Origin of the sequence: Pontibacillus sp. HN14 (assembly GCF_021129245.1) — a bacterium.
Classification (GTDB): domain Bacteria; phylum Bacillota; class Bacilli; order Bacillales; family BH030062; genus Pontibacillus.
In genome coordinates, this window is record NZ_JAJOLR010000001.1 from 1,044,514 (window position 1) to 1,056,699 (window position 12,186).

14 protein-coding genes are annotated in these 12,186 nt (G+C 40.2%); 6 read left to right on the top strand and 8 right to left on the bottom strand.

The features are described 5' to 3' along the window. Nucleotides 1-41 precede the first annotated feature (41 nt). From LQ226_RS05365 to LQ226_RS05375, 3 genes are read right to left on the bottom strand one after another with little or no spacing between them, the layout of a single operon-like run. Nucleotides 42-1,589, bottom strand: coding sequence for an acyl-CoA carboxylase subunit beta (locus LQ226_RS05365; RefSeq protein WP_231416823.1), 1,548 nt, complete (start codon nt 1,587-1,589; stop codon nt 42-44). Further along, a complete protein-coding gene (gene mce, locus LQ226_RS05370; RefSeq protein WP_231416824.1) occupies nt 1,589-2,416 on the bottom strand; it encodes a methylmalonyl-CoA epimerase in 828 nt (275 codons plus the stop codon). The genes LQ226_RS05365 and mce overlap by 1 nt, the downstream gene beginning before the upstream one ends. A 20-nt stretch (nt 2,417-2,436) precedes the next feature. Continuing rightward, entirely contained in the window at nt 2,437-4,089 is a 1,653-nt protein-coding gene (locus LQ226_RS05375) for an acyl-CoA mutase large subunit family protein (protein WP_231416825.1), read from the bottom strand. Nucleotides 4,090-4,340: 251 nt separating this feature from the next. On the opposite strand from LQ226_RS05375, the gene prli42 reads away from it, so the two are divergent. Beyond that, complete coding sequence (prli42, locus tag LQ226_RS05380; RefSeq protein WP_231416826.1) at nt 4,341-4,493, top strand: stressosome-associated protein Prli42; 153 nt, start codon at nt 4,341-4,343, stop codon at nt 4,491-4,493. An 82-nt stretch (nt 4,494-4,575) separates the two neighbouring features. On the opposite strand, the gene LQ226_RS05385 is transcribed toward prli42, so the two are convergent. Then, nucleotides 4,576-4,737, bottom strand: a complete 162-nt coding sequence (locus LQ226_RS05385) for a hypothetical protein (RefSeq protein WP_231416827.1) — start codon at nt 4,735-4,737, stop codon at nt 4,576-4,578. Between the two features lie 86 nt (nt 4,738-4,823). Then, complete coding sequence (locus tag LQ226_RS05390) at nt 4,824-6,890, bottom strand: thioredoxin domain-containing protein (RefSeq protein ID WP_231416828.1); 2,067 nt, start codon at nt 6,888-6,890, stop codon at nt 4,824-4,826. 168 nt (nt 6,891-7,058) lie between these two features. On the opposite strand from LQ226_RS05390, the gene LQ226_RS05395 reads away from it, so the two are divergent. After that, nucleotides 7,059-7,361 (top strand): hypothetical protein, encoded by a 303-nt coding sequence (locus LQ226_RS05395; RefSeq protein WP_231416829.1) that lies wholly within the window; start codon nt 7,059-7,061, stop codon nt 7,359-7,361. 30 nt (nt 7,362-7,391) lie between these two features. Here LQ226_RS05395 and LQ226_RS05400 read toward each other — a convergent pair whose 3' ends face one another. Further along, nucleotides 7,392-7,811, bottom strand: coding sequence for an Lrp/AsnC family transcriptional regulator (locus LQ226_RS05400; RefSeq protein WP_231416830.1), 420 nt, complete (start codon nt 7,809-7,811; stop codon nt 7,392-7,394). Nucleotides 7,812-7,926: 115 nt separating this feature from the next. Between LQ226_RS05400 and LQ226_RS05405 the strand changes: the two genes are divergently transcribed. Beyond that, nucleotides 7,927-8,685 (top strand): MBL fold metallo-hydrolase, encoded by a 759-nt coding sequence (locus LQ226_RS05405; protein ID WP_231416831.1) that lies wholly within the window; start codon nt 7,927-7,929, stop codon nt 8,683-8,685. Between the two features lie 67 nt (nt 8,686-8,752). Here LQ226_RS05405 and LQ226_RS05410 read toward each other — a convergent pair whose 3' ends face one another. After that, entirely contained in the window at nt 8,753-9,232 is a 480-nt protein-coding gene (locus LQ226_RS05410; protein WP_231416832.1) for a GNAT family N-acetyltransferase, read from the bottom strand. Between the two features lie 332 nt (nt 9,233-9,564). On the opposite strand from LQ226_RS05410, the gene spoIIP reads away from it, so the two are divergent. The 3 genes from spoIIP to LQ226_RS05425 all read left to right on the top strand — a co-directional run bounded on the left by spoIIP (nt 9,565) and on the right by LQ226_RS05425 (nt 11,591). Then, entirely contained in the window at nt 9,565-10,695 is a 1,131-nt protein-coding gene (gene spoIIP, locus LQ226_RS05415; RefSeq protein ID WP_231416833.1) for a stage II sporulation protein P, read from the top strand. Beyond that, the gene (locus LQ226_RS05420) at nt 10,685-10,843 is read left to right on the top strand and encodes a hypothetical protein (protein WP_231416834.1); all 159 of its coding nucleotides are present in this window, start codon (nt 10,685-10,687) and stop codon (nt 10,841-10,843) included. The genes spoIIP and LQ226_RS05420 overlap by 11 nt, the downstream gene beginning before the upstream one ends. Before the next feature lie 364 nt (nt 10,844-11,207). Next, nucleotides 11,208-11,591, top strand: a complete 384-nt coding sequence (locus LQ226_RS05425; RefSeq protein WP_231416835.1) for a VOC family protein — start codon at nt 11,208-11,210, stop codon at nt 11,589-11,591. Between the two features lie 39 nt (nt 11,592-11,630). Here the strand turns inward: LQ226_RS05425 and LQ226_RS05430 are convergent, their stop codons facing one another. Next, nucleotides 11,631-12,185 (bottom strand): cysteine dioxygenase, encoded by a 555-nt coding sequence (locus LQ226_RS05430; RefSeq protein ID WP_231416836.1) that lies wholly within the window; start codon nt 12,183-12,185, stop codon nt 11,631-11,633. Nucleotide 12,186: the final 1 nt, after the last annotated feature.

The following is a 12,186-nucleotide window of genomic DNA, read 5'->3' on the forward strand; positions in this document are numbered from 1 at the left end:
GTACGTTAGCGAAAGCCATCTCAAGTGTCAAACGATGTTTCTTATAAAGGAATATTTCCGTGCTTTTTCTTTGGTCGTTCTTCTTTTTTATTTTTAAGCATATCTAGTGCCTGAATAAGAGAGATTCTTGTCTCTCTAGGATCAATAACATCATCGACCATACCAAGACCTGCAGCTACATAAGGATTGGCAAATCTTTCACGGTATTCATTGATTTTCTCCTGACGAGTCGCTTCAGGATTTTCACTCCCCTTTATGTCTCTGGCAAAAATAATATTTGCTGCTCCCTCTGGCCCCATCACCGCAATTTCAGCATTCGGCCACGCGTAGACAAGGTCTGCTCCAATTGATTTACTATTTAACGCCACATAAGCCCCGCCATATGCTTTTCGAGTAATGACTGTTATCTTTGGAACAGTCGCTTCTGAATAAGCATATAAGATTTTAGCTCCGTGTCTGATAATTCCACCATGCTCTTGTTTAACACCCGGGAAAAACCCAGTTACGTCTTCAAATGTAATGAGTGGAATATTAAATGAATCACAAAAGCGAATAAAACGGGAAGCTTTATCAGAAGAATCAATATCCAGACCACCAGCCATCACTTTAGGCTGGTTGCAAACGAGTCCCACCGTTTTCCCTTTAATGCGAGCGAATCCAACCACAACGTTCTTCGCAAAGTCTGGATGAATTTCAAAGAAGGAGTTTTCATCCGTTACCTGATCAATAATGGTCCTTACATCATAGGGACGAATGGGATCAAACGGGATTAAGTCTGTGAGGTCTGGTCTGTAATGATCCTCCTCATCCATTTCTATTTGACGAGGTTTCTCTTCATTATTAGCAGGTAGGTAATCAATTAAAGAACGGACCTGATCTAACGCTTCTTCTTCTGTCTTTGCTTTCAAATGAGCATTTCCGCTTTTACTATTATGTACATGCGCTCCACCTAGGTCCTCAGAAGAGATTTGCTCACCTGTTACGGTTTCGATTACTTTAGGTCCTGTTATAAACATTTGGGACGTTTCCTCAACCATAATAACGAAATCTGTAATCGCAGGAGAATAAACCGCTCCCCCTGCGCAAGGTCCCATAATAACAGAAATTTGTGGAATCACTCCTGAATAGATCGAATTTCGATAAAAGACTTGCCCATAACCATCAAGAGAAGTGACTCCTTCTTGAATTCGAGCGCCACCTGAGTCGTTTAAACCGATAAAGGGGACACCATTTTTGACAGCAAGATCCATGGCCGCAGCAATTTTTTTTGCGTGCATTTCACCTAATGCCCCACCGAAGACCGTAAAATCCTGGGCAAATAAGTACACATCATTGCCTTTAATCTTCCCAAAACCGGTAACGACCCCTTCACCAGGTGCTTCTTTCCCTGCCATTCCAAACTCTGTGCCCCGGTGCTCAATAAATGGGTTGAGTTCCACGAACGTTCCTTCATCAAGGAGATAGTCAATTCGTTCTCTAGCTGTCATCTTTCCCTTATCTCGTTGTTTTTGTATACGTTCATCTCCACCGCCCATTTCTATGGTTCTTCTTCTATCATAGAGTTCATTAATCTTATTATAAATATCCATTACGTTTGGTCACCTCCATGCTGACATAACTCATATAAAACACCGTTAGATGCTTTCGGGTGTAAAAAAGCGACATCAGCATTGTGTGCCCCTTTCTTTGGCACCTCATTGAGTAAAGGAACGCCATCAGCCCTATATTGTTTTAACCGATCGCCTATATCCGATACCTCAAATGCAATATGATGGATTCCTTCTCCTTTCTTCTTAATAAACTGAGCAATTGAAGAATCATCACTTAACGGCTCTAACAATTCGATTTGAGTCTCCCCAATTGGTAAGAAGGCAACTTTAACGCCTTCACTCTCAACTGTTTCAACATGTGTAAGAGTAAGACCAAGGGTATCTGTGTAAAACGGAAGAGTTTGTTCAATGTTCTGTACAGCGATTCCAATGTGAGCAATCTTCTCTGGCGGTTTAACCTCTGCGGATTGTTCAGGATCAACAAGCCGTTGAATGTATTTCGCTACCTCATCTGTCGAACTACCAGGTGTAAAGATCTTCTTAATCCCTTTTTCCTCTAAGAACGGAATATCTTCAGCTGGAATAACACCGCCACCAAAAACAGGGATATCCTCTGCATTGTATTTTTTTAATGTTTCCACAATTTTTGGAAACAGTGACCGGTGCGCGCCTGATAATGAGGATAATCCCACAATATCGACATCTTCTTGAATAGCTGCTTGAGCAATCTGATCAGGCGATTGGCGCAGCCCAGTATAAATGACCTCCATACCATGGTCACGAAGAGCTTGCGAAATGACAAGCGCTCCACGATCATGCCCATCAAGTCCTGGTTTCGCTATAAGTACACGTATTTTTCTATCCATAACCGTTCCCCCTCTTCTAATTAGCGCGCAACATATTCTCCGAATTCTCTTCGAAGGGTGTGACAAATCTCACCAACAGTAGCGTATGCTTTTACGGCTTCAAGAATATGCGGCATTAAATTATCGTTTTGATCTTGGGCTGCTTGCTTAATCCGATTGAGCGCTTGCTCGACACGTTCCTGGTCTCGATGAATACGAATGTTACCTGTCTTCTGTACCTGAGCTTTCTCTAAATATTCGTCAACTTTTAATAACTCTGGATTAACTTCTTCGTCAATCTTATACTGATTCATCCCGACGATCACATCTTCTCCACTTTCAATTCTCTTCTGTGTTTCATAAGCAGCGTGGTGAATTTCCCGTTGCATGTAGCCCTCTTCGACAGCTTGAACAGCTCCACCGATCTCACGAATCTGATCCAGGTATTGATTGACTTGTTCTTCAATTTGATCCGTTAACTTCTCAACATAATAAGAACCAGCTAAAGGATCAACAGTATCTGCAACGCCACTTTCATTCGCAATAATTTGTTGGGTTCTTAGGGCTATGCGTGCAGACTCTTCGGTCGGTAGTGCCAAAGCTTCATCGCGAGAGTTTGTGTGTAAACTTTGCGTCCCGCCCATTACAGCTGATAAAGCTTGCAACGCTACACGGACAATATTGTTATCAGGCTGCTGTGCTGTAAGAGTAGACCCCCCTGTTTGGGTGTGGAACCTAAGCTTCCAACTTTTTGGATCTTCCGCTTTATAATGTTCTTTCATAATTTTTGCCCACACTCTGCGAGCCGCCCTGAATTTAGCCGCTTCTTCAAAAAATTGATTATGTGCGTTAAAAAAGAAGGCTAGACGTGGTGCGAATTGATCGACTTTAAGACCTGATTCAATGGCTGCATCTACATAAGCCAATCCATTTGCAAGAGTGAATGCCACTTCCTGTACGGCAGTAGATCCTGCTTCTCTGATATGATAGCCCGATATACTAATCGTATTGAACTTAGGGACATGCTCATGACAATAACCAAAGATGTCCGTAATGATTCTCATAGATGGCTTAGGAGGAAAAATGTACGTTCCTCTCGCAATATACTCTTTTAAAATATCGTTCTGAATCGTACCTGTTAATTTCTCCTTCGGTACACCTTGTTTTTCCCCAACAGCGATATACATACAAAGTAATACAGAAGCAGGGGCGTTAATGGTCATGGATGTGCTTACTTGCTCAAGAGGAATCTCGTTAAACAACGTTTCCATATCAGCTAGACTATCAATGGCTACCCCGACCTTCCCGACTTCTCCTTCGGCCATAGGATCATCAGAGTCATATCCAATTTGCGTTGGTAGATCGAAAGCTACAGAAAGTCCCGTTTGCCCTTGATCGAGCAAATAACGGAACCGTTTATTTGTTTCCTCCGCGGAACCAAAGCCTGCATATTGACGCATGGTCCAGTATCTACTTCGATACATTGTAGGTTGGATCCCCCGTGTAAATGGATATTGCCCGGGAAACCCTATATCATTAATATAATCTTCATTGATTTCATTTGGTGAATAAAGACGATCAATTTCAATATGGGAACTCGTTTCGAACGGTTCCTTCCTCTCTGGAAATCGTTCGATTGCTTTCTTGGATTGTTCCTCCCATTTTTGTTTTTGCTCATTATAGGTTGACCCCATCCGAACTCCCCCTTTTAGATAAAATACGCATCATTTTGAACGTATTCGATAAAGAACAAGAAAACCCTTTCAATTTTTCGACAATTTTATTGTATCATGAAACTGGTTATAAAATGAATCATTATTCACTATAAGAGTAATGTTCAACAATACGAAGAGAAGGGCTTTGGTATTATAAAAAAGGAGACTTGTTCCATTCACGGATTCGGGTTAAAATAGGACTAGTATCGGGGATGAAGGAGGTCAATACGATGGCATCTAAAACAGCTCAAAATAAACAAACAGAAGCGCCTCAAAAGCGTAAACCATCTAAGAGGGAAAAACGCCAGAAAGTTGTAGTCTATTTAATGATCGTAACGATGTTGCTAACATCACTACTTGCTGGAGCAGGTATGTTTTTATAAGCTAAGAGACACAAAAAGAGCATTTGGCTTCTATAGCCAAATGCTCTTTTCTTTTATAGGTACTCTCGTTGTGAAAGAAGCGTTACTCACCGCCTCCTCCACCGTCACCACCATCTCCAAACAAACCAAAGCCAGAAGAGTCTCCGCCACTCGCATCACTGTCCCCATACGTGTCTCGATTTTTCGTTCGGAAACTGGAGGTTACCATAGCTAGGACAACAATAATAAACAATAAAAATCCCAAATAACTCACCTCTTATTCAATATAGACGAATGAACGGTTCTTTGGGTTTCAGTTTTTCCAACAGAGATAAAGGTGTGATGTTCTCCTCACACCTTTAAATATCGAAATGCTTTATCCACCCTTGTCGTTGGGGTATGGCAGCTGAAATTCTCACAAATATACGCAGTCGATTGATTATTCAAATATGTGTAGTCACCTGCAAAAGGGGCAACCTCTTTAAGTTCTTCAGGACTTACTGCAACAAGTGTGGTATTAGACGGATAGAAGTCATTTCTTAAAGAGTCCAGTAATGGTTTCATTCCGTTATTCATTCCTTGTAAGATCACAACTTCTTTCATGTTACTTTTTGTAAGTAAGTACGTTTGCATCAAGTAAACATGGCCGTCCGAATACTTAGCTAGGTCGTCTGAGAAAGCATGAAGCATTTTCTCTACCACCTCTTCTTTCTGATGATCTCCCGTTAAGCGGGCCAATCGTAAAAGCTGGAGAGCAGCCACGCTATTACCAGATGGAACGGCGCCATCTGCTGCTTCTTTAGGTCTGGCGATCAATTGTTCATGATCGTGGCCGTATAAATAAAACCCTCCACCTTCTTCATCAAGAAACAGCTTAAACATGTTCTCACTCAGGTGATTAGCCTTTTGGATATACTCAAGATCGTAAGTAGCTTCATACATTTCAAGGTAAGCCCACAACATGTAGGCATAATCATCAATTAAACCAAGGTGTTTGACCTCCCCGTCTCTGTAGCGGACCATAAGCCGATCATCTACGATCAGATGGGTTTCGATAAACTCAAGTCCATGTTTCGCCGCGTTTATATACGTATCATTCTCAAATACCCGAGAAGCTTTAGCTAATGCGGCAATCATCATCCCATTCCAAGATGTAATCACTTTATCATCCTTAAAGGGATGAATACGTTTCTTTCGCGCTTCAAACAATTTTGCTCTAGAATGATCGAGGGCTTCAGCAAGTTCTTTTTCAGTACTATTGTAAGAGGAGGCATATTGTTGTAAATCAATACCGATTACGTTCGGAATACTCTTCCCTTCAAAATTTCCATGATCGGTAATATTGTAGATCTCACAGAACTGTTCTCCTAATGAATTCCCGAGCACTCCCTTAATCTCATCCGGGGTCCATACATAAAATTTGCCTTCCTCCCCTTCAGAATCAGCATCTTCGGCAGAGTAAAACCCTCCTTCAGGATGGGTCAGGTCCCTTAATACATAAGACATTATTTCATCAGCTGTTTTCTTAAAACGAGGTTCCTTCGTCACCTGGTATGCTTCTGTATAAGCAATCCCAAGTAAAGCCTGGTCATATAACATTTTCTCAAAATGAGGAACAAGATATTTCTCATCCACGCTATACCGTGAAAAGCCAAATCCTACATGATCGTAAATCCCCCCAGCAGCAAGCCCATCGAGTGTTTTAGTGACCATATTTAGCGCTTCTTCTTGACCAGAGTAATCATAATACCTAAGTAAAAATGTAAGTGTATGGGGTCTTGGGAATTTAGGGGCGTTTCCAAAACCGCCATAAGTGCGATCAAATTGCTTAAATAAGGTGCTATAAGTGTGATCGAGCACCTCTTCAGAAAGTTCTGTTGAAGGTGTTATATGAAAGGCCTGATCAAGGGCATGTTGAACATTCTTTTCAATATTTTTCACTTTATCAGGTTGCTGCTTAAAGTTTTGATAAAGTTGAATGATGACATCTTTCAAGCCCGGCATTCCATACCGACTTTCTTTCGGGAAATACGTCCCTGAATAAAAAGGAACTTGTTCAGGGGTCATAAACACACTTAGCGGCCATCCCCCCATGCCGTTCATCATATGGCAAATGGTCATATAAACGGAATCGAGATCAGGACGCTCCTCCCGGTCCACTTTAATGGCTACAAACCGCTCATTTATCATTTGGGCCACTTCTTGATCTTCAAAGGATTCCCTTTCCATTACATGACACCAATGACAAGTTGAATATCCAATGGAAAGAAATATCGGCTTTCCTTCCCTCTTTGCTTTCTGAAAGGCTTCCTCGCCCCAAGGATACCAATCAACAGGGTTATAAGCATGTTGAAGAAGGTAGGGGGATTTTTCATGGTTTAAACGATTCGCTTTATTATGTAATGACTTATTTTGCATAATGCACACCTCACTTCCATTGTGATTGCAACTATAACATAGTTATAGGTAGATTTTGTCGATGGCGACGTTGTTATTCTTCTCATAAACGACCTATTTCTAGAGACACTAAGAACGAAGACACTCTTCAGAGAGGATGTTTTAATGAGAAACAATCGATGGTTGTCCATGTTCAATACAAAAAAACAACCCATGTGGATGGGCATGTTTCGAAAAAAGAAAAAAAGTCGTACCCCTATGGTCATGTCCGTTCTGGGCGTAGCGGCTACAATGGTGAGTGCGGCCTTCTATGGCATTACACGTGGTCGCGAGGATGAGCACCATAGCCATGATGAACCAATGAAGAAATATGCTGGTAAAATTCAAGATTATATGAAACGTGCAGATTCACGCCCAAATGGTGCTGCGTTTGCTGAATTTGCTGATGAAATCATGCCAGAAGCAAATGAAAAGCCAAAAGAAGAACAATAAATAGAAGGACGACTTCAAAAAGTCGTCCTTCTATTTAAGTGTATTTTTCAAAACAATGGAAAGTTTGTATTCAACATGCTCACTAAGATTGGTAATAAATTCATCAAGGTCTTCGTTTGATGGAAAACGGCATTCTAATAAATAACATCCATCTCCACTAATTTTGTAATTATTCCTTACAAAATACTGATATTGGTCCAAAATTGAAAAATAAGATCTATGATAAGGCCCTCTTGTGTAAATATTTATAAAGACATGCACAGGATTCCCCATCTTCTCTTCATTCACGCAAACCTGATAACCTGAAATAATCCCCGCTTCTTCTAACTTTAACACTCGTGAAGAAGCAGCCTGCCCTGTCAAATGAACTTTTTCACCTAGCTCTTTCATACTTAACCGAGCATTCTGATTAAGCTCATGTACAATTTTATAATCCGTGGCATCCACCATCTCTCACTCCTTTCAAATTTCAAGTTCATGGCGCAAAATTCTTGATTTCATCTATGTAAGCTAGACTCCATTTATATTATCCTATACGTGTACACCTAAAAAGGAGGAGATTCACATGAATATCCATCATATAAGAAATGCAACCCTTTTACTAGAGTATGGAGGACATAGCTTTTTAATTGATCCATTCTTCGCTGACCAGGGTTCTATGCCTGCTTTTCCAAACACACCCAATCAGGAATTATCTAACCCACTTGTACCACTACCAGATAAAGCGAGTGAATACTTAGAGGTAGATGCTGTATTTATTACTCATCTTCATCCAGATCATTTCGATGAGAAAGCGAAAGAAATATTGCCAACAGACATTAAAATATTTGTTCAAAACCAAGAAGATTTAAAGACCGTAAAACAAGAGGGCTTTTCAAATGTTCACTCTTTTGAAAAACAAGTTCACATAGGCGATGTAACGATTAACCAAACAAATGGTCAACATGGCAGAGGGGACATTACTAAGATGACTGGCCCAGTATCTGGAATGGTCTTTAAGCATCAGGAAGAGCAGTCTCTCTACATTGCAGGGGATACAGTGTGGTGTGAGGATGTAGAAAAAGCCCTTACCGCTCACTCTCCGGATTTAATTATTGTAAATAGTGGAGCTGCTCAATTCCTTGAAGGCGGACCCATTACGATGACCGCAGAAGATATTTACAATACTCATCAAGCTGCACCCAACTCAAACATCATTGTCGTGCATATGGAATCACTAAATCATTGCTTATTATCCAGAAAAACGTTACACAGTTTTCTGGAGGAAAATCAGCTAACAAGCCAAGTCATTATACCAAACGATGGTGAACGTTTATCTTTTTAAGACGTGCTAAATCAAGATCACGTAGAAAAGGCTGCTTAAGAAGTACAATCTTCTTAAGCAGCCTATGCTATTCGAAAGACAATCGTTTTTTCATCACTAAATCTGTAGTTTCAAATCCCATTTTCTTATAAAGATGTAAAGCTCGCTTATTATGAGCAAAAACATGAAGCCCGATTTGTACGATATTTAAGGATTCTGCATACCTTTCTAAAGCTCTCATTGCAGCTGTTCCATAACCTTTTCCCTGTTCTTCATTATGGAGCTTTATATCGTAGATAAAAATGTGCGTTTCTTCTGGCCGGTGCTGTCGATGAAGCCAGATCATTCCAATCTCTTTCCCTTCCTCATTGACCACCGCAAAAAGATCATGATCCCTCGTATTCAAGCCATCTGGTAAGAGACTCTCAAACTGCTCCTGTGCATTAATCATGGCTTCTGAAGCAGTCCAATTACCTGCCTCAACATGTTCATTAGCGTATTCTCTTACAGATGTCTGGTAATACTCTTCAAACGTTTCTTGCTTCATTGGAATAAAACGTACCTTCATCAAGCTCACTCCCCTATTGTTTCCCTACCCATCTGCTATCTTAATGGTATACAAGGCTCTAGAATAAAAGCAAGTTTAACCCCCTCCAATCTTCCATTCTACGTAAACATTTATTCATTATGAGCATAAAAACCCCAATACTTTTTTCTTTAGCACTCTACCAAACAGATGCGTGTCAGACACCCTTTACCTCTTCACATCACTAAAGCGAAAAGATACATGATATCCGTTTTTGTTCTCTCATTTTTCTCGTTCGTTTACTAGAAAAGATATTTTTATTTAATATTCTTCGCATCTCCTACATAGAGTTAGAGTGAGGGAGGGGGTCTGGTTTGCTACAAATTTCAAGAGCTTCCATACGAGCAAAGGTAACATTTATTAGTCGATATCTAGTAATCTATGGGTTTCTATTTATGTTAATTGGACTTATGACGGCTACCTCATATAGTAAAACGTTTCTATCGTCTCAAACCATTGAAAATGCATTAAAGTCCTTTAATAGTACTGAAGTTTTACTGGCCGTTATGGGGAGAGAGATGCCACCCTTATTACAAGAATATGAAGATGAAGTCCCGGACCTTTCCACGTCACGATTTGTCGTTGATGCATTAACAGATATACGCTTAGGAGATGCCAGAAGTCTTCTCGGGCGTGAGATTCCCGGATTAGATGCTTATCACACCGAGATCTTAGTCGCTGGTGAGGGAACCGATTACACTACACTTCCTTATGAATCACCTCCACCAGAAGATTTTTTCTCAAGTGCTGAAGACAAAAAGGAGAAACCCGCAGAAGAGAAAGTTCCAGAAGAAGCATCCGTTTTGATTTATCATACACATACATGGGAAGCCTTTCTTCCCAACCTAAGCGGAGCAACGAAACCTAACGAGGCGGTTAGCCACGATGAGACAAAAAATATAGTAAATGTAGGAACAATGTTAAAAGAAGAGTTGCTCAAATACAATATTCAGACACAGCACGTTAAAGACAATGTCGCAACAGAATTGAAAGAAAAGAACTGGTCTTATCCAGATTCCTACAAAGCTTCACGGGAAATTGCTACAGCTGCCCTTGCAAAAAACGATAATGTAGAATACATTCTCGACATCCACCGTGATTCAGTTGATAAAGAAATCACGACCACTACTATAAACGGAGAGCCATATGCCAGACTCTTCTTCATCGTAGGAAAAGAAAATAAGTTCTATGAAGAAAACTTACAATACGTTACAGAGCTAAATAAAAAACTAAACACCGAGTATCCAAGCATTAGTCGAGGCGTATTTCAAAAGAGCAAAGCACAAGGAAATGGTCTTTACAATCAGGATCTTTCTGAAAAAGCTTTACTTATAGAGATTGGTGGTTACGCAAACAACAATGAGGAAATTAGAAACACCGTAAAAGCTTTTGCTAAAGTATTTAGTGAAATGTATGAAGGAGACATAGAAGTGAATGCGCAATAAAACTTGGCTCCTTTGGTTTCTTTGGACATTCCTCTCTATGCTCTGTTCTTTCTTCTTCTTTCACTGGACCATTGCAGTTGCTTGTTTCGTAGCCGGTGTATCAATTGCTGGAATTGAATTGTTTCATGAATTTGGTGAGAAGAACTGAGCTTTTAGCTCAGTTCTTTTTTGATGAACGGAGGAATGTAGTTGCGGGTTTCTCTTTCTTCATTTCTTCTTTCAATTGTGCAGTTCGGTGGCTTTTTCTACAGTTGCCAGGACATTTTATACATATAGATACATCTTTCCTACATACCTATACTTGGTTTCTGCATTCTAACCTCTTTTTATACAGTCTGAGAGCTCTTTCTTCAATTAGACCACTCTATTCTTCATACCTCCATATTCTTTCTTCAATCAAATCCATCTTTCCTTCAATCACCTCATACGAGAGCTCACTGTAAAATTCACAAAGGAATTCTTTCCATTTTCCAGAAAACAGTAAAGCAAGCAAAAATAAAAGGAGAGTAAAAATGAAAATCACAAAAAGCCCTATTCATAATAGAGTGAACACTATTTTTATACCAGTAAGTGATCTACAGGCCGCAGCCAAATGGTACTGTCATTTACTAGGCCAGGAGTATAATCCTGAGGAAGTAAAAGAACCCGTCTATAACATGAAGATCAACCACACAACGGGTGTCCTACTTGATGCAGGACCTCCAGGAAAAAAGCAAACAGTTAAGCCTTCAGCTCACCCCTTATTTAACTTTCATACTGAGGATATTGACTCATCCTTCCAATTTGTAAAAGAGCTTGAATACAGTGTCCATTCAGATATCCAACGCTTTGAAGATATCTCCTTCTTTACCATTAAAGATGCTGATGAAAACATCATTATGATCTGTACAGGATAACCATAGAGACCCATACAAAAAGGCTTGAGGAAAAAATCCTCAAGCCTTGAGCTTTAACTCTTTCACACGTTGCCGAGTTTCCTCTGGCCACCAAGCGCCACAATCTTCTGAGACCACACATGCTGCGCAAGCCTTAAGATCATACACCACCATATCCTTAATAGGAGGAGCATAGAGATGTAAGGTAATTAAACCACTCTTTTGATCATCTTTCATTCTATGAACTCCTTTAACAGGAGCATACAAAAATTCCCCTGCCCCCCTTTGTTCTTCAAATATAGCCCGTGGGACCTTCCCGTCCTGCACCTCATAAACCGTATGTTCTGTTTTTCCATTAAGGACATGAATCCACCCATAAGAATTTCCATGATTATGAGGAGAACATTCTAAATCAGACCAATTCATAACAAGAAGTTCCACCTCTTTATTATGAAACAAAAGCTTCCTATAATAGGGTTTCCCATCAGGATCGCCAAGTTCTGCTTCTACGTCTTTTACTGTTGTGTTCAATTCCTGAAGCACCCTCCTTAACTCTTCTTTAGACGGAGAAGTTAACGGTTTAAGAAGAGTTTCCATTCGTTCTTTCCACTCCATA

Bases quoted from the DNA above. Each gene is read 5' to 3' on its own strand.
- LQ226_RS05365 (WP_231416823.1), bottom strand. From the start codon at position 1,589: ATGGATATTTATAATAAGATTAATGAACTCTATGATAGAAGAAGAACC.
- mce (WP_231416824.1), bottom strand. From the start codon at position 2,416: ATGGATAGAAAAATACGTGTACTTATAGCGAAACCAGGACTTGATGGG.
- LQ226_RS05375 (WP_231416825.1), bottom strand. From the start codon at position 4,089: ATGGGGTCAACCTATAATGAGCAAAAACAAAAATGGGAGGAACAATCC.
- prli42 (WP_231416826.1), top strand. From the start codon at position 4,341: ATGGCATCTAAAACAGCTCAAAATAAACAAACAGAAGCGCCTCAAAAG.
- LQ226_RS05390 (WP_231416828.1), bottom strand. From the start codon at position 6,890: ATGCAAAATAAGTCATTACATAATAAAGCGAATCGTTTAAACCATGAA.
- LQ226_RS05395 (WP_231416829.1), top strand. From the start codon at position 7,059: ATGTTCAATACAAAAAAACAACCCATGTGGATGGGCATGTTTCGAAAA.
- LQ226_RS05400 (WP_231416830.1), bottom strand. From the start codon at position 7,811: ATGGTGGATGCCACGGATTATAAAATTGTACATGAGCTTAATCAGAAT.
- LQ226_RS05405 (WP_231416831.1), top strand. From the start codon at position 7,927: ATGAATATCCATCATATAAGAAATGCAACCCTTTTACTAGAGTATGGA.
- LQ226_RS05410 (WP_231416832.1), bottom strand. From the start codon at position 9,232: ATGAAGGTACGTTTTATTCCAATGAAGCAAGAAACGTTTGAAGAGTAT.
- LQ226_RS05420 (WP_231416834.1), top strand. From the start codon at position 10,685: ATGCGCAATAAAACTTGGCTCCTTTGGTTTCTTTGGACATTCCTCTCT.
- LQ226_RS05425 (WP_231416835.1), top strand. From the start codon at position 11,208: ATGAAAATCACAAAAAGCCCTATTCATAATAGAGTGAACACTATTTTT.
- LQ226_RS05430 (WP_231416836.1), bottom strand. From the start codon at position 12,185: ATGGAGTGGAAAGAACGAATGGAAACTCTTCTTAAACCGTTAACTTCT.